General features: G+C 68.5%; 22 protein-coding genes. 6 read left to right on the top strand and 16 right to left on the bottom strand.

What is annotated here, in order from left to right; genetic code table 11:
- The first annotated feature begins 131 nt into the window (after positions 1 to 131).
- From QRM96_RS07275 to QRM96_RS07255, 5 genes are all read left to right on the top strand, one after another.
- The gene (locus QRM96_RS07275) at positions 132 to 1,487 is read left to right on the top strand and encodes an MFS transporter (RefSeq protein WP_018762922.1); all 1,356 of its coding nucleotides are present in this window, start codon (positions 132 to 134) and stop codon (positions 1,485 to 1,487) included.
- 80 nt (positions 1,488 to 1,567) lie between these two features.
- Positions 1,568 to 2,251, top strand: coding sequence for a GntR family transcriptional regulator (locus tag QRM96_RS07270; RefSeq protein WP_109044792.1), 684 nt, complete (start codon positions 1,568 to 1,570; stop codon positions 2,249 to 2,251).
- A complete protein-coding gene (locus tag QRM96_RS07265) occupies positions 2,248 to 3,036 on the top strand; it encodes an aspartate/glutamate racemase family protein (RefSeq protein WP_285319019.1) in 789 nt (262 codons plus the stop codon). Before QRM96_RS07270 ends, QRM96_RS07265 begins: the two co-directional genes overlap by 4 nt.
- A gap of 32 nt (positions 3,037 to 3,068) precedes the next feature.
- Positions 3,069 to 4,496 carry an amidohydrolase family protein gene (locus QRM96_RS07260; protein WP_285319017.1) on the top strand — a complete coding sequence of 476 codons (1,428 nt, stop codon included), beginning with the start codon at positions 3,069 to 3,071 and terminating at the stop codon, positions 4,494 to 4,496.
- An 8-nt stretch (positions 4,497 to 4,504) separates the two neighbouring features.
- Positions 4,505 to 5,230 (top strand): maleate cis-trans isomerase family protein, encoded by a 726-nt coding sequence (locus tag QRM96_RS07255; protein ID WP_109044795.1) that lies wholly within the window; start codon positions 4,505 to 4,507, stop codon positions 5,228 to 5,230.
- Between the two features lie 21 nt (positions 5,231 to 5,251).
- On the opposite strand, the gene QRM96_RS07250 is transcribed toward QRM96_RS07255, so the two are convergent.
- The 8 genes from QRM96_RS07250 to QRM96_RS07215 form a co-directional block, all read right to left on the bottom strand.
- Positions 5,252 to 6,172 (bottom strand): diacylglycerol/lipid kinase family protein, encoded by a 921-nt coding sequence (locus QRM96_RS07250; RefSeq protein ID WP_018762917.1) that lies wholly within the window; start codon positions 6,170 to 6,172, stop codon positions 5,252 to 5,254.
- Between the two features lie 74 nt (positions 6,173 to 6,246).
- Positions 6,247 to 7,620 (bottom strand): NAD(P)(+) transhydrogenase (Re/Si-specific) subunit beta, encoded by a 1,374-nt coding sequence (locus tag QRM96_RS07245; RefSeq protein WP_285319015.1) that lies wholly within the window; start codon positions 7,618 to 7,620, stop codon positions 6,247 to 6,249.
- Positions 7,617 to 7,925, bottom strand: a complete 309-nt coding sequence (locus QRM96_RS07240) for an NAD(P) transhydrogenase subunit alpha part 2 (protein WP_285319013.1) — start codon at positions 7,923 to 7,925, stop codon at positions 7,617 to 7,619. Before QRM96_RS07240 ends, QRM96_RS07245 begins: the two co-directional genes overlap by 4 nt.
- Positions 7,925 to 9,106 carry a Re/Si-specific NAD(P)(+) transhydrogenase subunit alpha gene (locus QRM96_RS07235; RefSeq protein WP_285319011.1) on the bottom strand — a complete coding sequence of 394 codons (1,182 nt, stop codon included), beginning with the start codon at positions 9,104 to 9,106 and terminating at the stop codon, positions 7,925 to 7,927. The genes QRM96_RS07240 and QRM96_RS07235 overlap by 1 nt, the downstream gene beginning before the upstream one ends.
- 364 nt (positions 9,107 to 9,470) lie before the next feature.
- Positions 9,471 to 9,890 carry a hypothetical protein gene (locus QRM96_RS07230; RefSeq protein WP_285319010.1) on the bottom strand — a complete coding sequence of 140 codons (420 nt, stop codon included), beginning with the start codon at positions 9,888 to 9,890 and terminating at the stop codon, positions 9,471 to 9,473.
- A gap of 7 nt (positions 9,891 to 9,897) precedes the next feature.
- Entirely contained in the window at positions 9,898 to 11,139 is a 1,242-nt protein-coding gene (locus tag QRM96_RS07225) for an ABC transporter permease (RefSeq protein ID WP_285319009.1), read from the bottom strand.
- Complete coding sequence (locus QRM96_RS07220) at positions 11,136 to 11,861, bottom strand: ABC transporter ATP-binding protein (protein ID WP_018762910.1); 726 nt, start codon at positions 11,859 to 11,861, stop codon at positions 11,136 to 11,138. Before QRM96_RS07220 ends, QRM96_RS07225 begins: the two co-directional genes overlap by 4 nt.
- Positions 11,858 to 13,390: an efflux RND transporter periplasmic adaptor subunit gene (locus QRM96_RS07215; RefSeq protein ID WP_285319007.1), complete on the bottom strand. Its 1,533-nt coding sequence runs from the start codon at positions 13,388 to 13,390 to the stop codon at positions 11,858 to 11,860. Before QRM96_RS07215 ends, QRM96_RS07220 begins: the two co-directional genes overlap by 4 nt.
- Positions 13,391 to 13,691: 301 nt before the next feature.
- Here QRM96_RS07215 and QRM96_RS07210 point away from each other — a divergent pair, with 301 nt between their 5' ends.
- The gene (locus tag QRM96_RS07210; RefSeq protein ID WP_285319005.1) at positions 13,692 to 14,126 is read left to right on the top strand and encodes a hypothetical protein; all 435 of its coding nucleotides are present in this window, start codon (positions 13,692 to 13,694) and stop codon (positions 14,124 to 14,126) included.
- A gap of 7 nt (positions 14,127 to 14,133) precedes the next feature.
- Here the strand turns inward: QRM96_RS07210 and QRM96_RS07205 are convergent, their stop codons facing one another.
- The 8 genes from QRM96_RS07205 to pcaG are packed head-to-tail and all read right to left on the bottom strand — an operon-like array spanning position 14,134 to position 20,802.
- On the bottom strand, positions 14,134 to 14,946 hold the full coding sequence (locus QRM96_RS07205) for an IclR family transcriptional regulator domain-containing protein (RefSeq protein ID WP_285319004.1): 813 nt from the start codon (positions 14,944 to 14,946) through the stop codon (positions 14,134 to 14,136).
- Positions 14,947 to 14,969: 23 nt separating this feature from the next.
- The gene (locus QRM96_RS07200) at positions 14,970 to 15,644 is read right to left on the bottom strand and encodes a 3-oxoacid CoA-transferase subunit B (RefSeq protein WP_109044803.1); all 675 of its coding nucleotides are present in this window, start codon (positions 15,642 to 15,644) and stop codon (positions 14,970 to 14,972) included.
- 1 nt (position 15,645) lies between these two features.
- Positions 15,646 to 16,335 (bottom strand): 3-oxoacid CoA-transferase subunit A, encoded by a 690-nt coding sequence (locus QRM96_RS07195; protein ID WP_018762905.1) that lies wholly within the window; start codon positions 16,333 to 16,335, stop codon positions 15,646 to 15,648.
- Positions 16,335 to 17,534, bottom strand: a complete 1,200-nt coding sequence (locus QRM96_RS07190) for a thiolase family protein (protein WP_285319002.1) — start codon at positions 17,532 to 17,534, stop codon at positions 16,335 to 16,337. Before QRM96_RS07190 ends, QRM96_RS07195 begins: the two co-directional genes overlap by 1 nt.
- The gene (gene pcaC / locus QRM96_RS07185; RefSeq protein ID WP_018762903.1) at positions 17,531 to 17,971 is read right to left on the bottom strand and encodes a 4-carboxymuconolactone decarboxylase; all 441 of its coding nucleotides are present in this window, start codon (positions 17,969 to 17,971) and stop codon (positions 17,531 to 17,533) included. The genes QRM96_RS07190 and pcaC overlap by 4 nt, the downstream gene beginning before the upstream one ends.
- Complete coding sequence (locus QRM96_RS07180; protein ID WP_285319000.1) at positions 17,968 to 18,786, bottom strand: alpha/beta fold hydrolase; 819 nt, start codon at positions 18,784 to 18,786, stop codon at positions 17,968 to 17,970. The genes pcaC and QRM96_RS07180 overlap by 4 nt, the downstream gene beginning before the upstream one ends.
- Positions 18,779 to 20,248: a lyase family protein gene (locus tag QRM96_RS07175; RefSeq protein WP_285318998.1), complete on the bottom strand. Its 1,470-nt coding sequence runs from the start codon at positions 20,246 to 20,248 to the stop codon at positions 18,779 to 18,781. Before QRM96_RS07175 ends, QRM96_RS07180 begins: the two co-directional genes overlap by 8 nt.
- A complete protein-coding gene (gene pcaG, locus QRM96_RS07170; RefSeq protein ID WP_109044808.1) occupies positions 20,245 to 20,802 on the bottom strand; it encodes a protocatechuate 3,4-dioxygenase subunit alpha in 558 nt (185 codons plus the stop codon). The genes QRM96_RS07175 and pcaG overlap by 4 nt, the downstream gene beginning before the upstream one ends.
- Position 20,803: the final 1 nt, after the last annotated feature.

Raw genomic sequence — 20,803 nt, 5'->3', positions numbered from 1 at the left:
CGCGGAACGCTGTCGGGCAAAAAACCCTTGACAGTGGCGGGAGTCACTTCTAACTTTGTTTTTGGGATCCCAAATTGGGATCCCAAAATCGAATCCTCCCCATTCGTGAACTTCCCCGTGAAGGAGAAGCTGTGTCCGTCCCAAACACTGAAACAACGGCGCCATCCGCCGAATCCGCCTCCCAAACCACCCAGCCCCGAAAGGACGGACTGCAACGGCGCAGCTCCGTCCGGTGGCGGCTCTTCCTGCTGCTCCTGGTCCTCGTGTCCGTCAACTACATCGACCGCGGCTCCATCTCCGTGGCCTTGCCCATCATCCAAAAGGAATTCAACCTCGCCCCCGAACTGGTGGGCCTGCTGCTGTCCGCCTTCTTCTGGACCTACGCCCTGATGCAGGTTCCCGTGGGCTGGCTGATCGACAAGTTCGGCCCGCGCAAGGTCATGACCGCCTCCTGCATCGGCTGGGGCGCGGCCACGGCAGCGTCCGGCATGGCCGGCGGTTTCCTGAGCATGTTCATCGCCCGGCTTGGAATCGGCGTGACCGAGGCCGGCGTCATGCCCGCCGGGGGCAAGCTCAACGCCATCTGGATGCACCGGTCCGAACGCGGCCGCGGCGCCACCATCCTGGACGCCGGCGCACCCCTGGGTGCCGGGCTTGGCGGCATCATCATTGCCGGCCTCATTGCCACCACCGGCAGCTGGCGCTGGTCCTTCGTGATCGCCGGCGCCGCCACCGTCCTCATGGGACTCGCCGTCTGGTGGTACGTCCGGGACAACCCCCGGGAACACCGTGCCGTCAACGAAGCCGAAGCATCCTACATCGAAGCCTCGCACGCCGCCGAGGACGCCGAAGCCACCCTGGACGGCAGCACGGGCAAACGCGGCCTCCTCCCCTACCTGAAGTTCCGCTCCTTCTGGGCCATGTGCCTGGGCTGGCTCGGATTCAACGGAGTCTTCTACGGCCTGCTGACCTGGGGGCCGCTGTACCTGGCCCAAGCCAAGGGCTTCGACCTGAAAACCATCGGCTGGTCCACCCTGGTGATCTTCGGCGCCGGGTTCGTCGGAGAAATCATCGGCGGCACCATCGCCGACAAATGGCGGGCCTCCGGCGCCTCCGCAAACCTGGTCATGCGCACCCTCCTGGGCATCTCCAGCGCCATCGTCGTAGCGGGCCTGGTAGGCGTCACCGTGGTCCCCGACGCCACCACCGCCGTCGTGCTGCTCTCCGTGGTCCTGTTCTTCCTGCGCTGGGTGGGCCTGTTCTGGAGCATTCCGTCCATCCTCGGCGGACGCACCAACGCCGGGGTCCTGGGCGGCGCCATGAACCTCAGTGGCAACATCTCCGGCTTCGTGACCCCCATCGTCGTCGGCCTGATCGTCGGGGCCACCGGCTCCTACACGTGGGCGCTGCTGTACTTTGTCGGTTCCGCGGTGATCATGGGCGCATCGGTCCTCACCCTGAACTACAACAAGCGGCTTCCTGTCTAAGCTGGCCCTCGCAGGGAAACTTGCAAACCACGCCCCCGCAGCCGGGAGCAGTGCCATACAAGAATCGAAAATGGAGCACCATGCTGACCGCAGAAGAGACCCAGGACAAGGACCGCCCCCTCCGCGAGACTGTCCGGGACACCCTCCGCACCCGCATTTTCGAAGGGCACTACGCTCCCGGCACGCGGCTGGTGGAACGCGACCTCGCCGCCGAATTCTCCGTGTCCCGCCTGCCGGTCCGCGAAGCCCTCCGCATGCTCCGGCAGGAAGGCCTCATCAGCGACCGCGGGGCCCGCGGGGCGGAAGTCAGCAGCCTCAGCCCCAAGGATGTTGAGGACCTCTTCGATGTCCGCCAGTCCCTCGAGGTGCTGGCCTGCCGGCTCGCCGCGCGCCGCGCCACCGCTGAAGACCTGGCCTACCTTAAGGGGCTGCTGGACAACGCAGAGGCTTTCCTTGCCAAAGGCGCGGTGATGGAAGCGCACCGCTCCAACAGCGAGTTCCACGACGCCATCACCGGGATTGCGGACAACAACTTCCTCAAATCGGCCCTGGAACCCCTGCAGGGCCGGATGCACTGGCTGTTCCGGCACGTCAGCGACCTGCCCGAACTGATCCGCGAACACCGGGAGCTCTACGCCGCCATTGCCAGCGGCGACCCCGACCGGGCGGCCGCCCAATCCGCCTCCCACATCGGAAAGTACCGGGAACAGTTCCCCGAGGACTTCCAGAAAACCGAACCAGAATTCCACCGGAAGAGAAAATGAAACTCCTGGTCATCAACCCCAACATCAGCGCCGACGTCACGGCCCTGATCGAATCCGAGGCGCACCGCTCCGCAGCCCCTGGCACCGAACTGCTGGTGCGGACCGCCGGCCACGGCGTCGAATACATCGAAACCCGGTTCGAAGCCCTCATCGCCGCCGGGGCCGTCGCCGAAATCGTCGCCGAGCACACCCGCCCCGGCGCGGACCCGGTTGACGCCATCGTGGTGGCAGCCTTCGGCGACCCCGGCATGCCCGCCTTGAAGGAATTGGCGGACGTCCCGGTCATCGGCATCACCGAGGCCGCACTCTGCGCGGCGGCGCTGCAGGGCCACCGCTTCTCCATCATCGCCATCTCGGACCGGATCAAGCCCTGGTACCGCGAGTGCGTGGAACGCTTCGGGCTCGCCGGCCGGCTGGCCTCCATCCGTTCCATCAACGAGTCCCTCACCAGCATCGGCTCGGTCCAGCAGGACTTCAAGGAAACCCTGCTGGCACTTAGCCGGCAGGCCGTGGCGGAGGACGGCGCCGACGTCGTCATCCTCGCCGGCGCCCCGCTGGCAGGACTCGCCCGCGACCTCAAGGGGCAGATCCCCGTGCCGGTGGTTGACGGCATCTCCGCCGGGATCCGCATGGCCGAGGCGGTGGCCGGGCTGCAGTCCGGATCGCACCGCGCCGGCGCGTTCGCCCCTCCCCCGGCGAAAGACCGAAAAGGCCTCTCCGGCAGCCTGGACGCAGCCCTTGCGGCCCGCCAGGAGCACGCCGGCGCGCCCCAGCCTGCCGCCTAAAGCCAGACACCATACCCACAAGGAGGACACCGATGTCCCACCAGCCAGAACTCGTCATTGCCAACGCCACAATCGTCAACAGCCATGGCCGCCAGGCCGCCCACATCGTGGTGCAGGAGGGCCGCATCGCCGCCCTCATCGACGTTGACCAGCCGGTCCCCGCCGCCGGCCGCACCATCGACGCCGCCGGCAAACTTGTCATCCCCGGCGGCGTTGACGGACACTGCCACGTCGCCCAGGTCACCGGACGCTTCCGTACCCTTGACGACTTCCGGACCACGTCCACCGCGGCACTGTGGGGCGGTACCACCACCATCATCGACTTCGGCATCCCCCGGGACGCCCAGGAGACCCCACTCGCCGCCGCCCTGCACAAGAAGGAACTCGCCACCGAATCCCGGTGCGACGTCGCCCTCCACGGCGCGGTGGTCGCCTGGGACGAAACCATCCCCTGGCAGCTGGAGCAGCTTGCCGCCGAGGGCGTCCGCTCCGTGAAGATGTACACCACCAACCGCGGCACCACCATGGCTGACGGGGACACCATCCTGAAGGTCATGCGGGAGCTGGTCCGGCTGGACGGCCTGGCCTACATCCACGCCGAACACGATCCCATCATCGCCGACTGCACCGAACAGCACGCCCAGGACGGCCGGATTGGGATCGAACACCTGCACCGGACACGGCCTGAGCTGGCCGAGGAGATCTCGGTGAAGGAAACCCTGGCCATGGCCGAATACACCGGCGCACCCGTGTACTTTGTCCATCAATCCACGCCCGGGGCGGTGGACCTGGTGAGCGAAGCCCGCTCCCGGGGACTGGAGACGTTCTCCGAGACCTGCCCGCACTACGTCACCTTGGACGACACTGTCTACGCGTCCGCCTTCCCGGAATGGTTCGCCTGCTGCCCGCCCATGCGCAGCCCGGAAACCGTGGCCGCGCTCAAGGAGCGGCTGGCGTCCGGGGCCATCCACACCATGTCCTCCGACCACTCCTGCTACGACCTGTCCCAGAAGCGCGAGCGCACCGATGACGTGCGCGCCATGCCGCACGGGCTGCCCGGCGTGGAGACCCGGATGCCGGTGACGTTCACCGCGATGACCTCCGCCGGTGCCTCCGTGGAGCAGTTCGTCGAGGCCTTCGCGGCCGGCCCTGCCCGCATCAACGCGGTCCCCGGCAAAGGCCGCATCGCCGAGGGATTCGACGCCGACCTGGTGGTTTTCGACCCCGCCGAGGAACGGACGGTGGATGGCGCCGCCTTGCACATGGGGACGGATTTCTCGCCCTTCGACGGACAGGCACTCACCGGCTGGCCCGCCGTCGTGGTTTCCAACGGCCGGGTGGTGCTGGACGCGGACGGCTTCCACGATCCCGGCCCCGCAGGCCGGTTCATCAACCGCAACGGCTTCCGCGAGCACCAGTCCCTTTCCGCCGGCGCGGCGCACGCCGCCGCCGCCCTCTAGGAGTTCCCATGCCTGCATCCACACGTCCCCGCCGGATCGGCATGATCGTGCCGTCCTCCAACACCTGCCTGGAGCCGCAGACCTACCGGATCCTCGGTGGCCGCAGCGACGTCACGGTCCACTTCACCCGCATTCCCGTCACCCGGATCGCCCTGGACGACTCCGCCAACCGCCAGTTCGACCCCGCCGTCATGCGGGAGGCCGCACGGCTGCTGGCGACGGCGGACGTGGACGTCATCGCCTGGAACGGCACCTCGGGGTCGTGGCTGGGTTCGGCGCACGACCGGGAGCTGGCGGCGGAAATTACCGGCGCCACGGGCGTCCCGGCCACCACCTCCACGCTGGCCTACCTTGAGGCGTTCCGGGCCTTCGGCACTGAACGGATCGGCCTGTTCACGCCGTATACAGGCGATGTGAACCACCAGGTCATCGCCTCCTACGAGCGCGAAGGCATTAAGACCGTGGACCACCGGGCGCTCGGGCTCAGCAACAACGAGTCGTTCGCCAGGGTCACGGACGCGGAGATGCTGCCGGGATCGCGGGAACTCGCCGCCGCCGCGCCCGACGCCCTGGTGTACCTGTGCACCAACCTCTACGGCGCCAACATCACCGCCGAGATCGAGGAGAGCACCGGCGTCCCGGTCCTTGACTCCGTGGCGGTCACCCTCTGGCACGCCCTGAAACTGGCGGGTGCTCCGCTGCTGGACCCGCGCTGGGGCAGGCTCCTGGCCTAGCCGGCCTGCCCCGCCGGGCGCTTACATCCGCAGCGTCAGGGCTCCGGGCTCGATGCTCATCAGCACGTGCTTGCCCTCACCCTCGTGGTCCCCGTCCAATTGGTAGTCGTCCTTGTGCTCCAGGGTGATCTCAACCGTCTTGCCTTGGAAATACTCCACCGCCGTATCCCGGTTCCGGCCCTTGCCGATGATGCCGGCCAGCACGGACAGCCAGCCGAGCTTGCCGTGGTGGGGTGCCAGGACCGCGATGTCCAGCAGGCCGTCGTCGATCTTGGCGTCGGGGAAGATCTCCACGCCGCCCTGGACCTTGCCGCAGTTGCCCACCATCACGCTGCGCACGCCGCGGTGCATCACGGTCTTGCCGTCAATCGCCAAGGTGGCCTTCACGGGCTTTCCGGGCAGGTTCCGGATGCCGGCGTCCACGTAGGCCAGCCACCCCACCTTGTCCTTGAGGTCCTCGTTGGTGTCGCCCATGATGGTGGCGTCGTAGCCCAGGCCCGCCATGACCAGGAAGAGCTGGTCCTGGTCCGGATCGCTCCGCTTGGCGCGGACCACGTCGATCTTCCGTTCGGCGCCGGTCAGGGCGCCGGCCATGGCGCCGTCGTAATCGGTCACGTCCATGCCCAGGTTGCGTGCCAGCAGGTTCCCGGTCCCCAGGGGGAGCAGGCCCATGGGCGTATCACCGCCGGCCAGGACCTCGGCGACGCAGCGCACGGTACCGTCGCCGCCGGCCGCGATGACGAGGTCCGCCCCTTGAGCCAGGGCTTCCTTTGCCTGCCCGACGCCGGGGTCCTCCTTGGTGGTCTCCAGCCAGATGGGCTCGCCCCAGCCGTTCTCGACACAGTGCTTGGCCACCAGGCCGCGCACGTCGAAGTCCACCGGCTTGGCAGGATTGACAATGATGGCGGCACGTTTGGGCGAAGTGGAGCTGGTGTCAGTCATGGCGTCCTCTGGTGGGGTGGAAAGCAAGCAGGCTGTTGAGAGAAGAGTAACCCGAAGCGGCTGCAGTTCCGCGCCTACAGTGCTTTGACGGCGCCCAGCACCTGGGCCAGGGACTCCTTGGCGTCGCCGAACAGCAGGGACGTCTGCGGCTCGAACAGGAGTTCATTCTCGATGCCGGCGAACCCCGGGCGCATGGAACGCTTCAGGAACACCACCTGCCGCGCTTCCGCCACCTCCAGGATGGGCATCCCGTAGATCGGCGACCCGGAGGATGTCTTGGCCGCCGGGTTGACCACGTCATTGGCACCCACCACCAGGGCGACGTCGGTGGTCTTGAACTCCGGGTTGATCTCGCCCATTTCCTTGAGCGATTCGTAGGGAACGTTGGCTTCCGCCAGCAGCACGTTCATGTGGCCGGGCATGCGGCCGGCCACCGGGTGGATGGCGAAGTCCACCTGGATGCCCCGGGCTTCCAGGGCCAGCGCCAGTTCGGCGGCGGTGTGCTGCCCCTGCGCCACGGCCAAGCCGTAGCCGGGAACAATGATCACGCGCTGGGCGTAGCCCAGCAGGACCGCCACGTCCTCCGGCGAGGAGGACCGGACCGGACGCTCGCTCACTGCCGTGGATCCCGCCGTCGACCCTCCGCGGAAGGCGCCAAACAGGATGCCCGCGACGCTCCGGCCCATGGCCGCCGCCATGGCGCGGGTGAGGATGGTGCCCGAGGCGCCCACCAGCGTGCCGGCCACCACCAGCAGGACGTTGCCGAGCACCACGCCGGACGCCGCGACGGCCAGGCCGGTGAAGGCGTTGAGCAGCGAGATGACGATGGGCACGTCCGCGCCGCCCACGGGCAGGACCAGCAGGACGCCCGCGGCCAGGCCCAGGACCAGCAGCAGGACCGCAAGGGGCAGCGACCCGGAAACGACGACGGCGATGCCGGAGGCCACCGCCGCCAGCAGCACCACCGACATCACCACGGGCAGCCCGGAGAACACCACGGGCCGGGTGGTCATCAGCTCCTGCAGCTTGGCGAACGTGATGCCCGAGCCGGCGAACGAAACGGCCCCCACCAGGAGCGTGAAAACGATGGCCACGCGGACCCACGGTTCCCCCGCATGGCCCAGCTCGAGGAGGGCCACCAGCGCGGCAGCGCCGCCCCCCACCCCGTTGAACAGGGCCACCAGCTGCGGCATCTGCGTCATCCTGACCCGCCGCGCCACGGGAGCGGCGACGGCGGAGCCCACCACGATCGCGCCCAGGATCCACGGGATGTTCTCGAGCCGGGCGGACAGGAAGACGGTCACGACGGCGATCACGGCACCCAGGGCGCCCACCAGGTTTCCGCGGCGGGCGGTGCGCGGCGAACTGAGTCCGCGCAGCGCCAGGATGAAGAAGACCGCTGCGGCCAGGTACAGCAGGGCGGTCCAGACGGGATCGAGGATGCTCATTTGCTGCCGCCCTTGGGTTGCCCGGCATCCTTTTTCGCATGGAACATGTGCAGCATCCGGTCCGTCACCACGAACCCGCCCACCAGGTTCGCGGTGGCGAGGACCACCGCGAGCAGTGCCACCGCCAGGACCCACGGGTCTGCCGCCTGGCCGGCCACGATGATGGCACCCACCAGGATGATCCCGTGGATGGCATTCGCGCCGGACATCAGCGGCGTGTGGAGGGTGCTGGAGACCTTGGACACCACCTCGAAGCCGACGAACACTGCCAGTACTGTAATGGTCAGCAGGGCTGTCCCGTCCATCAGAGTGCTCCGTCCTGCCGGGCCGTGGCGGCTGCGCCGGTCCGGGCGGCCAGCAGTGCGGCGGTCGGCTGGTGCCGCACCACGCCGTCGTGGGTCAGGCAGGCTCCGGCCACCACTTCGTCGTCGAAATCCAGGGCCAGCGCGCCGTCCCGCACCATCAGGGCCAGCAGGTTGGCCACGTTCTTGGCGTACAGGCGGGAGGCGTCGGACGCCATCGCGGAGGCCGGGTCCTTCAGGCCCACCAGGGTAATCTGCCCGGACCCGTCCGCGGTGGGGATGGGGATGTCCTGGCCGGGCACGGATCCCTCCACGTTTCCGCCGGACTCCGCGGCGAGGTCGACGACGACCGATCCGGGGCGCATGCCCTGCACCATCTCGCGGGTCACCAGGAGGGGCGCGGGACGGCCCGGGACGGCCGCCGTCGTGATCAAAACGTCCGATTGGGCGACGTGCGGGGCCAGCAGCTGGCGCTGCCTGGTGCCGGCATCGGAGCTCAGCTGCCGCGCGTAGCCGCCGGCCGCTTCCGCGGTTTCAAGGTCCAGCCGGATGAAGGTGCCCCCCATGGAAGCCACCTCGTCAGCAGAGGCGGGCCGGATGTCGTTGGCGAACACCCGCGCCCCCAGCCGCTTTGCCGTCCCGATGGCCTGCAGTCCCGCCACGCCCGCGCCGAGGACCAGGACGCGCGCCGGCGGGATGGTCCCGGCGGCGGTCATGTACAGCGGGAAGAACCGTGGCAGCCGGATGGCCGCTTCGAGCACGCAGCGGTAGCCGGCCACCAGCGCCTGCGAGGTCAGCGCATCCATGGACTGGGCCCGGGAAATGCGGGGCACCAGCTCCAGGGCGAAGGAGGTGACGCCGTTGTCCGCGAGCGCCTGCACCGTGGGCAGTTCGGACGACGGCGACCCGAGCCCCACAGCCACCGCTTCCCGTTTCAAGGCGGCAGCGGTGTCCGGGTCCAGCGCTCGGACGTGGGCCAGGATGTCGAGGGCGCCGTGGTCCAGTTCCGCGACGATCTCCGCGCCCGCCTGCCGGTAGTCATGGTCGGAGTGGCCCGCGGCTGTCCCGGCCCCGGTTTCGAGCAGGACGTCCAGGCCCATTCCGGTCAACTGCCTGACGGTGTCGGGGGTGGCGGCCACGCGCCGCTCGCCCTCCCGGCGTTCCCGCGGAATGCCCAGTTTCACCCGCTGCCTCCTCTTCCTGAAGGGCGTGGCAGCGGCTCTGCTGCACGCAGTTGGCTTGAGTCTAGAGCCCTGCGCGCCGCGGCGGGAGTAGGGTGGCCGGCTTGGATGGCAAACAGTTACCTCGCGGCAGCGCCCGCCGACCCGCCTTAATCCAGGGCGATCCGCCGCGCGGCTTCCAGCAACTCGGGGAGGACTGTCGCCTCGATGTCCTGGGCTGCGGCTCGGTGCGTCTGCATTCACCCCGCTGCGTGAACTCGGCAACCCGGTCAGGTAGACCCCGGACTGCCCGGACCCGCAGCGAAAAGCGAGGCCGACGACGGGACGCAACTCCCGCCGTCGGCCTTACCTTTGCGGGCCGGACGCCCTACTGGCCGGCATCACCGGTGGGCGCGGCGGTTGGCGCGGCAGCACCGTTGTTGCCGTTGCGGCGGCCCTGGCCGGGCGTTTGGGTGCCGGGGGTGTCGCCGGCACCGGCCCCGGCACGGCCGTTGGTTCCCTGGAAGTTGCCCACGTTTGTCCGGCCGGCCCGGGCGCCGAGGTCAAGCTGCTTCTGCACCATCGAGCCGCCGAAGAATCCGGCCACCACCAGCAGTACGCAGACCAGGACTTTCGTGGTGCGGCCTGGCGTGTACCGCTTCCTGGGAATGAAGGGTTCGTCGTCGGCGGGGACTTCGGCCGGCTGGTCCCGGAACGGCCCGTGGTCCTCGCCGGGGGCGGTCAGGGGAACGGGCAGCGCTTCGGTGGCTGCGTCGGTGTCCGGGGTGTATGGGCTGGAGCTGTTCACGGGTTTCCTATTCATAGCGGAGGGCATCGATGGGCCGCAGCTTCGCGGCCTTGTTGGCGGGGTAGACCCCAAAAACCAGTCCAATGACGGCTGAAACCGCCAGGGACAGCCAGACTGTCCAGGCCTGCACCTCGGGCTGGACGCCGAGCACGGGGAACGCGCTGCCCGCGAAGCCGACGGCGATCCCGGCCACCCCGCCGATGACCGAAATCACCAGGGATTCGATCAGGAACTGCGTCACGATACTGCCCCGGGACGCGCCGATGGCCTTCCTGATGCCGATCTCCCGGGTCCGTTCCGTCACGGTGACCAGCATGATGTTCATGACGCCGATGCCGCCGACCAGGAGGCTGATGGCAGCCACCGCGCCCAGCAGGATGGTCAGTGTTTGGGTGGTGTTGGTGGCGGTGGTGAGTATCTGCGCCTGGTTGCGGACCTGGTAGTCCCGGTTGGTGGAGTCGACGTGGTGGCGGGCGTCCAGGATCATCTGGATCTCGTTTTGGGCTTGGTTCATGACGTCCGCGGAGGCCGCCTGCACCGTAATGGACGCGAGGGTGGGCGCATAGCCGGTGAACTTGTTCTGCGCGGCGGAGAACGGCACCACCACGATGTCGTCGGGATCGTTCAGGCCGGTGGACCCCTTGACCGCGAGCACGCCGGACACCGTGAAATTTTGGCCGTTCAGCTGGATGGTCCGGCCCACCGCGGAAGCGGTGGTGGCGCCGAAGAGATCACTGGCCACCGTATTTCCGATGACGGCCACCGGGTTCCCTGCCTGCTGGTCGGCTTCGGTGAAAGACGCCCCTGACGCCATGGCGCTGTTGGTGATATCGAAGTACGAGGACGTGGTCCCGAGGAAGCTGGCAACGGAGTGGGTGGCGCTGGTGTACGTTGCCGTGACGCCCTGCGCCTGGACGATCGGCGCCGTGCGGGCCACATCGGGGGCCAGGACTGCATCCGTGAGGGCGTGCTCGTCCTCGAGGGTGAGGTTGGTGCTGCGTGTACGGCTTGCCCCGGCCTGGCCGCCGGTACTGCGGCCGCCCACGCTGGTGGACCGGCTGACGGTGAGGACGTTGGTGCCCAGCTTGCCGATCTGGGCTTTGATGTTGTTGCTGGTCCCCGCGCCGACCGCAAGCAGGATGATGACGGCGGCAATGCCGATCAGGATCCCCAGCGTGGTGAGGACGGAACGCATTTTGTTGGCGGCCACCCCGGACAGGGCGAAGCGCGCCGATTCGAGGAGGTTCACGGCGCCACCGCGAAGGTTCCTGCGGGTACCGGCTGCTGCCGGACATCGGAGACGATCCGGCCGTCCTGCATCCGCACCACCCTGCCGGCCCGCTCGGCGACATCCATTTCGTGCGTGATCATCACGATGGTCCGCCCGCTGGCGTGCAGGTTCCCGAAAAGGTCCAGGATCTCGGCCGAGGACCGCGAGTCCAGCGCCCCCGTGGGCTCATCGGCCAGCAGGAGGACGGGGTTGGTCACCAAGGCCCTCGCAATGGCCACGCGCTGCTGCTGGCCGCCGGAGAGCTGCGACGGCTTGTGGCCGGCGCGGCTGGACAACCCCACGGTATCGAGCATGGCCAGTGCGCGGCTGCGGCGCTCGTGGCGTCCCACCTTGGCGTAGGCGAGCGGCATGGCCACATTGTCCACCGCCCGGGTCCTGGAGATCAGGTTGAAGTTCTGGAACACGAAGCCGATCTTGCGGTTGCGGATCTGGGCCTGCTGGTACTCGTCCAGTTCCCGGGTATTGATGCCGTCCAGGTGGTAGCTTCCGGTGCTGGGCGCGTCGAGGCAGCCGATGATGTTCATCATCGTGGACTTCCCGGAACCCGAGGCTCCGATGATGGCCACGAAGTCACCCCGCTCGATCGCGATGTCCACGGCGTCCAGCGCGCGCACCTCTGCCTCACCCTTGCCGTAGACCTTGCTGACGCCGGACAGTTCGATGACGGCTGCCACGGTCACTGGCCGCCGTTCCGGGTGCCGCCGCCGCGGGTGCCCGCGCCGCCCAGGCCGCCGGCGCCGAATCCGCCTCCGGTGGACGTGCTGCCGCTGTCAAGCGTGCCGGAAATAGCCGGAAGCTCCACCTGGTCCCCGTCGGCCAGACCGGTCAGGACCTGGGTGCGCCCGTTGGCGCTGATCCCGGTGGTGACCGTCACCGGCGTCGGGGTGCCGTTCTTGAGGACGTTGACCGTTTGCCGGTTCCCCGTGGTGGTGATGGCGAGGCTGGGCACTACCAAGGCGTCGTCGGCCGTGGCGGTGGTGACCGAAATGTTGGCGCTCTGGCCCAGGCGCAGTCCGGCAGGCGGGTTGGCGATGGAGACCGTCACCGGATAGGTGACCACGCCGTTGGTGGTGCTTGAGGTCTGGGCTATGGAAACCACCTTGCCGGTGACGGGTGGGGCGGCAGGATCCCGGGCCAGGGCGGGGAAGGTGAACTGGGCCGTCTGGTCCGGCTTCATGCTGGTGACATCGGACTCGGAGAACCCGGCCACCACCTGCAGGTGGCCGGTGTCGCTGATGGTGACCAGGCCACTGCCGGAGCTTGACCCGGCGGAGGACGCTGCCCCGGAGGACGCGGACGTGGCCGCTCCGGTGCCCCCGCTGGCGGCGGACCCTGACGACGCTGCCGGGGACCCCGAGGAGGATCCCGTCAGCGCACCGGCCGTTGCGGTGACGGACGTGACGGTTCCGGTCACCGGCGAGGTCAGGTTGCACGCGGCGAGGTTCGCTTTGTCCGTCTCGACGGCGAGCTGGGCACTGGTGACATTGGTCCCCCCTGCCGAGGCCGCCGCGTTCTGGGCATTGCCCAGGGCAGTGGTGGCGGAGGCAACCTGCTGCTTGTCCTTGAGCTGTGTGGAGGCGGCTTGGTTCTGCGCCTGGGTCAGCGCGGCCTGGTCCTTGGCCAGCTGGTTCTGGGCCGCCGCCACAGGGTCCGTCCAGTTGGCAGGCTTCGGGGTGGGGGCGGGCACTGCCTGGGAGGCGGTCACGGCAGCGTTGTCGGCATCCACGGCTTTCTGGGCCGCGGCCACCGCAGCGGACTGCTGGGAGGAGTCCAGGCCGGCGGACTGCTGGGCGTTCACCAGGCTCTGGTTCGCCGATGCCACCTGCCCGGCGGCGGATACCTGCTGCTGGTTGGCCTGTGCCGTCACCGAATCCAGCTGGGCTTGGGCCGCGTTCAGGGCGTTCTGGGCGTTGGTGGGATCAATGGACACGAGCAACTGCCCGGCAGTCACCTGCTGGCCCAATGTCGCTGCCACCGATTGGATCACGCCGCTGCAGTTCTGGGCGCTGACCACCGTGGTGGTTTGCGGGGCGACATTGCCCGAGGCTGTGGCCACCGAAGAAATGGCCGCCTTGCCCACCGTTACCGTGCGCGCGGCCGCCGACGGGGTGGTGGAGCCAGCCGCCGTGGCCGTGAGGTAGGTGCCTGCGCCGAGGGCGAGAATGACGGCGCCCAGGCCCAGGTTGATAACAAGGGATTTTGAGGTCATGGCTGGACCTTAAAAGGGGCACCTGAAGAAATGCCGTGAAAATGGTGGGAGCGGGGCGCTGGGGACCTTTTGTGTCGTCCCGCTCCGGGAGCGGCTGTGTGAGAATAGGCGGGATTTACACATCACACATTTTGGGGGACCCATGTCAGAGCGCGCAGATTTCGATTCCACACCGTCCGGCCGGGAGGGTGGGCATGGAGCTCGACTACCGCAGTACGGCCAGACATCTTCCGACGCGTGGGTACCTCCTGCGGAGCATTTTCAGCCCCCGCTCCCGCAACCGGCCGCACGGGAAGATGTGGTGCGCGGGGCTGTCTATGCCCTTGCGGCCGTACCCGTTGGCGTAGTGGCGTGGCTGGTGCTGTGGAACATGGGCTGGGTGGCCTCCATCGTCGCGCTCATCGCCGCTTCCCTGGCTGCCCGGTTGTACGTCCTCGGAACAGGAGGACTGATCAGCCGGCGGGGCGCCTGGGTTGTTGCGGTCGTGACCGTTGGGACCGTGCTGCTGGCGTTTTGGGGCGGCATGCTGGTAGACGCGGCGAAGTTCCTTGGCGGCGGCTCTCCGCTGACAATGCTGGCGGATGCCGAAACCTGGGACCTCCTGTTCTTCAACCTGGCCACCAACCGCGAACTCGTTGACGGGTACGGCGGCGATTTCCTGATGGCCCTGCTGTTCAGCGGGTTGGGCTGCTTTTTTACACTCCGCCGGCTGTTCGCACAGACCCGGACCAGCTAATTCCCCCTTAACCGCGGGCGGTGAGGTCGGCGGAAATGAGTTTCGCCGTCGCCACGATTTCGCGTGCCACGGAAGCCAGGTAGGCGTCCCGGTCCGGTTTGGCGTCCACCGACTGGGCCTGCAGGGACACGTTGACCGCAGCGACCACCTTGGAACCGTCATAGACGGGGGCAGCCACGGACATCAGGCCCAGTTCAAGTTCCTGGTCCAGCAGGCACCAGCCTTGGGCCCGGACGGTCTCCAGCACGGCCAGCAACTCCAGGACGCTGCCCAGGGCGCGGGGGGTGAGCGGCTTGACGTCGGCCGCCGCCAGGTAGGCCTTGAGGTCCGACGCCGGCAGGTGCGCCAGCAGGACGCGGCCCATCGACGTGGCGTACGCCGGGAAGCGGGTGCCCACCGTGATGCCGATGTTCATGATGCGGCGGGTGGTCACCCGGGCGATGTAGGCAATGTCCGTACCGTCCAGCACCGCGGCGGAGGTGGACTCGCCCAGCTTCAGGGAGAGCTCCTCGAGGTGCGGCTGGGCCAGCTGCGGCAGTGACAGCCCGGAAAGGTACGCGTATCCCAGCTGGAGCACCTTGGCCGTCAGCGCGAACGTCTTCCCGTCGGTCCGCACGTAGCCCAGTTCCACCAGGGTGTGCAGGAACCTGCGAGCGGTGGCCCGGGTCAGGCCGGTGCGGGACGCGACCTCGGTGAGCGTCATGACGGGACGCTCGGCGTCGAAGGCGCGGATCACGGCCAGGCCGCGGGCCAGCGACTGGACGTACTGGTCGGTGGCCTGCGGTGTGGCCTGGGTGTCTGTGCGGACGGCGTCGGTCATGGTTCCCAATCCTAGGGCTGTCCTCAGGCAGCCGCGGCCTTGAGGGGGACGGGGAGGAGTTCCTGGAGTTCTTCGAGGGTGCAGCCGAAGGTTTCGCGGACGGTGACGCCCTCGGGGCCGGTGAGGAAGACGCCCTTGTCGGTGTAGACGCGGGTGACGCAGCCGACGCCGGTGACCGGGTAGGTGCAGGCCTCGACGATTTTGGAGGCGCCATCGCGGGTGAGGAGGGTCATCATGACGAAGACGTCCTTCGCGCCGGTGGCCAGGTCCATGGCGCCGCCGACGGCGGGGATTGCCCCGGGTGCCCCGGTGTGCCAGTTGGCGAGGTCACCGGTGGCCGAGACCTGGAAGGCGCCCAGGACGCAGATGTCCAGGTGCCCGCCGCGCATGATCGCGAAGGAATCGGCGTGGTGGAAGTACGAGGCGCCGGGCAGTTCGGTGACCGGGATCTTGCCCGCGTTGATGAGGTCCTCGTCAATCTCCCCGCCCGTGGCTTCGGGTCCCATGCCGAGCATCCCGTTCTCGGTGTGGAGGGTGATGTTCTGTTCCTCGGTGAGGTAGTTGGACACCAGGGTGGGCTGGCCGATCCCGAGGTTCACGAACGAGCCCGGGGCGATGTCGCGGGCCACGAGCCGGGCCAGGTCATCACGGCCCAGGGGCGTCTCGGACGTCTTGATGCTGGTTTCGGTGAGGCTCATCTCAGGCCACCTTTTCTGCTGCGCTGCCGCTGCGGGCAACTCTTACCACGGTGTTGACGTAAATGCCGGGGGTGACCACGTTTTCCGGGTCCAGCCCGCCGGTGGGGACAATCTCGGAGACCTGGACGATGGTGTGCTTCGCCGCCGCGGCCATGATGGGGCCGAAGTTCCGGGCCGTCTTCCGGTACACCAGGTTGCCCTTCCCGTCCGCCTTCAGCGCCTTGATCAGGGCCACATCGGCGTGGATGGGGGTCTCGAAGACCTGCCCGCGGCCGTCAATGATCCGGGTTTCCTTACCCTCGGCCAGCATGGTGCCGTACCCGGTGGGCGTGAAGAACCCGCCGATCCCGGCCCCGGCGGCACGGATGCGTTCGGCCAGGTTGCCCTGCGGCACCAACTCCAGCTCAATCTCCCCGGCCTTGTACTTGGCATCGAAGTGCCACGAATCAGACTGCCGCGGGAAGGAGCAGATCATCTTCCGCACCCGGCCTTCCTTGATGAGCAGAGCCAAGCCCTGGTCGCCCTGGCCGGCGTTGTTGTTCACCACGGTCAGGTCCGTGGCCCCACACTCCAGCAGCGCATCGATCAGTTCGAACGGCTGCCCGGCGTTGCCGAACCCGCCGATCATCACGGTGGAACCGTCCTTGATCCCGGCCACGGCCTCCTGGACCGAATCAACAAAAGTCAGCATTACTGGTCCTTTCCAGCGGTCACGTTCTCAAGTACCACGGCCAGGCCCTGGCCCACGCCGATACAGATCGCGGCGACACCCCAGCGCTGGCCGGAGGCCTGCAGTGACCGGGCCAGGGTGCCCAGGATCCGGGTGCCGGAAGCACCCAGCGGGTGGCCCATGGCGATCGCCCCACCGTGCCGGTTCACGATTCCGGGGTCAATCCCCCAGGCATTGATGCAGGCCAGGGACTGCGCAGCAAAGGCTTCGTTAAGTTCGACGGCGCCCACCTGGTCCCAGCCGATCCCCGCCTTCGCGAGGGCCTTGTTCGCCGCCTCCACCGGGGCGTAGCCGAAGAACTGCGGATCATTGGCGTGCGCGCCGCGGCCCGCGATCCGGGCCAGCGGGTCCAGCCCCAGCAGCCCGGCGGCCGCCTCGGACCCGATCCAGGCCGCGGAGGCGCCGTCGGACAGCGGGGATGCGTTCCCCGCAGTGACCGTGCCGTCCTCTGCCCGGAACACCGTCTTCAACCCGGCAAGTTTCTCGGCCGACGAACCGGCGCGGATCCCTTCGTCCCGCACCAGGTCCGTCCCGGGCACCGGGGCGACCAGGTTGTCATAAAACCCCTCATCCCAGGCCGCGGCGGAGAGATTGTGCGAGGCAGCGGCGAACTCGTCCTGCGCCTCGCGGGTCACCCCGTACTTTTCGCGCAGCCGCTCGGTGGCCTCACCCAGGGAGATGGTCCACTCCTTGGGCATGGCCTTGTTCACCAGCCGCCACCCGAGGGTGGTGGAGGCCAGGGTCATGTCCCCGGCCGGGTAGGGCTTTTCCGTCTTGGGCAGCACCCACGGGGCACGGGACATCGACTCGGCCCCGCCCACGAGCATCAGGTCGGCGTCGCCGGCGTTGATTTGGCGGGACGCGATGATCGCCGCGTCCAGGGATGAACCGCAGAGCCTGTTGACCGTTGTGCCCGGGATGGACACCGGCAGCCCGGCCAGGAGGGTTCCCATCCGGGCGATGTTGCGGTTTTCCTCGCCCGCGCCGTTGGCGTTGCCGAACACCACCTCATCAATCCGCTCGGGATCAAGCCCGGGTGCCCGCTTCACGGATTCCTTGATCACGTGCGCGGCAAGGTCATCCGGCCGGACCCCGGCGAGGCCGGAACCGAACTTGCCGAAGGGGGTGCGCACGGCGTCGTACACAAATGCCTGGTTCATGACGGGGCGTCCATTTCTTTGAAGACCTGCTGGGCAGTCTTGAAGGCGGTATTGGCGGACGGAACTCCGCAATAGATGGCGGTCTGCAGCAAAATTTCCTTGATTTCGTCCCTGCTGAGGCCGTTCCGAAGGGCGGCGCGGATGTGCATTGCCAGCTCCTCCCAGTGCCCGTGGGCCACCATGGCGGTGATGGTGACCGCGGAACGCATCTGCCGGGACAGTCCAGGCCGGGTCCAGATGCCGCCCCAGGCGATCCGGGTGATCATGTCCTGGAAGTCGTTGGTGAACTCATCTTTGTTGGCGTTGGCCCGGTCCACGTGCGCGTCGCCGAGCACTTCGCGCCGGACCACCATGCCGCCGTCGTAAATTTCCTGGCTGGTGGCCCCGGGCTGGACCACGCCGTGGCGCTCCAGGCCGGCGCGCTCGGCGGCGCTCATTTGGCGGCCTCCCTTGATTCGGCCCAGCTGATCAGGCGGCGCATCAGGTCGGCCACGTGGGCGGGGGCTTCCGCGGGAGCGAGGTGCGAGATGCCATCCACCGTCACGGCGGTGGCAGTGCCGCCCCCGGCGGTGATGCCGGTGGCCACTTCGTCCGCCATGTCCGGCGTGGCCACGGCGTCCAGCGCACCGGCAATGACCTGGGTGGGGACGGATATGCCGCCGAGTTCACCGCGCACGTCGAAGGCTGCCAGAGCTTCGCAGCAGAAAGCGTAGCTGAAGCGGTCGGCATCGCGCAGTGAATGCAAGAGCCGGCTGCTGAACTCCGGTTCGCGGTCCATGAAGCCGGGGGCGAACCACCGTTGGGCGGAGCCCTGGATCATCACGGGCGTGCCCTGGGTGCGGACCGTTTCGGCGCGCTCCAGCCAGCCTTCGGGGGTGCCGATCTTCGCGCCGCTGTTCTGTACGGAGAGGCTCTTGAGCCGTTCACCGTGCTGGATCCCGAGCTGCAGGCCCACCGCGCCGCCCAGGGAGACACCCGCGTAGTGGAACGCCTCGTCCGGGGCGATGGAATCCACCAGGTCCACAACGGCGTCAGCCAGGGCAGCGACGTCGAAGGGTTCCGTTGCGGCCGGTGAGACGCCGTGCCCGGGCAGGTCCCAGGCCACCACGTCGTAGTCGTTGCCGAGCAGGGACGCCGCCCGGTTCCAGAGGATGGATGATGTGCCCAGGGAAGGACCGACCACCAGCAGGGGGTGGTTACCCAAGGGTCGCTGGGGTGAGAGCAGCGCTGCTTTGACGGCCGGTTTAGCCACGGGAAGCTCCGTTCGCGTTGGGGGAAACATGGTCTGGGAAAGATGCCAGGATGCGGCGGGCAATCTCCGCCGCCTGGCCAAGGTAGCTGGCGGGGTCCAGAAGCTCTTCCAGCCTTGCGTCAGGAACGACGGCGGCGGGAACGGCTTCGCGGAGCAGCTTCCGGTAGGTGGCGGCCTGCCCAGCGGGGGGCTCCTGCAGCGTTTGGTCCACCACGTCCTGCAGTTGCTGCTTGCCGCTTCGGCCGTCCTTCTCCTCCAGCAGCGGAGCCACGGCAGCGTTCACGCCCTCGGCCAGCAGCAGCGGTCCGGCAAGGTCCAGGTTGCGGCGCATGGCGTCCGGGAAAACCCGCAGCCCTTCGGCAAGTTCGCGGATATGGCCGGCGGCCCCGAGGGTAAGGGCCAGCAGCTGCCGGAGAGCCGGCCACTCGGTGTGCCAGGCCCCGTCCGGGCGTTCGTCGTTGAAGGTGGCGGCGGCCAGGTGCAGCTGGGCAGCCAGTTGCGGTGCCTGCAGCGCGGCGCTGCGGACCAGGACGGACAGCACGGGGTTCTGTTTTTGCGGCATGGCGGAGGACACGCCGCGGCCGGCGGCCCGCGGCTCGGCCAGCTCGGCTACTTCCGGACGGCTCAGGAACAGGACGTCCGCGGCGATCTTGCCAAAGGCGTCCAGCACGGACGCCAGGGCGTGCCCCAGGGACGTGACGGCCAGGCGGTTGGTGTGCCAGGGAGCCGTCGCGGGGGCCAGGCCGAGCTGGGCTGCCAGGGCATCGGCCAAGGTAAACGGGGTGGCGGTGGAGCCCTCCGTCAGCACTGTTCCGGCAGCAAGCGTTCCCGCCGCCCCGCCGAACTGGACCGGGAACTCCAGGCCTTCCAGCTGCCGGCCTGCGGCGGCCACGCCCTGGAACCACTGCGCGGCCCGGAGCCCGAAGGTATACGGAAGCGAATGCTGCGCCAGGCTCCTGCCCACGCACAGCGTCTGCGCATGCTGCCCCGCCAGGGCGGCGAGCGCCGCCGCGGTGGCTTTCAGGTCGGCCAGCACGGCATGGACGGTGTTGCGGGCCACCAGCATCAGGGCGGTATCCAGCACGTCCTGGCTGGTCAGGGAGGTATGGACGGCTTTCCCGGCACCAATCCCGGCGCTGTCCAGCGCGGCCACCTTCTTCCGGAGGTGCGCCACCAGCGGAATGACCGGGTTGCCGCCGCCTTGGGCACGCAGCGCGATGTCGGCGAGGTCGTATCGCCCTGCCTCGGCAGCGGAAGCCACGACGGCGGCAGAACCGGCAGGTGCCAGGCCGGCCCGTTGCAGCACGGCTGCCCAGCCCGATTCGACGGCGAGGATCGCCGCCAGCACTGCCCGGTCCCCCGTCAGCGCCGCCACCAACGGTGACGCTGATACGGGACTGAGCAGGCCGGCGTCGGCCTCTTCCGCGAAGGCGCGCAGATCTCCCGGGGCGGCGTTGGTCACTGGAAGTCCAGGAAGACCGTCTCGCCCTCGCCCTGGAGGCGGATGTCCCAGGTGAGGCCGCCGTCAGGGTCGCGGCGGGCGATGAGCGTCTTGCGGCGCTCCGGATCCAGCGAGCTGAGCAGGGGGTCCTTGGCCAGCGCCTCGGCGTCCTCAGGCAGGTAGATGCGGGTGAACAGCCGGTTGGTCAGGCCGCGGGCAAAGAGCGCCACGGAGATGAACGGCGCCGCGCCCGGTTTGGTGGGGCCGGGGTTGACCGTGGTGAACGTGAAAACGCCGGAGTTGCCCACGGCGCCGCGGCCCCACCCGGTGAAGGTGTAGCCGTCACGGACAAGGGAACCGGTGCGCTGGACGACGTTGCCCTTGGCGTCGGGCTGCCAGATTTCCAGGATGGCGTCCGGGACGGTGTGGCCGGCACCGTCGTAAACGGTGCCCTGGAGGCGGATGGAGCCGGGCGAGCCGGGTGCCAGGAGCTCGTTGTCTTTCTCGAACGGAAGCGCATAGCCATAGAAGGGGCCAACGGTCTGGCCCGGGGTGGGAACAAGTTTGGTGCTCATT

It is taken from the genome of Pseudarthrobacter sp. lyk4-40-TYG-27 (genome assembly GCF_030209295.1).
In the GTDB taxonomy this organism is placed as follows: domain Bacteria; phylum Actinomycetota; class Actinomycetes; order Actinomycetales; family Micrococcaceae; genus Arthrobacter.
Note: the sequence above shows the minus strand (reverse complement) of the source record. Positions and strands in the feature narration are given on the sequence as shown.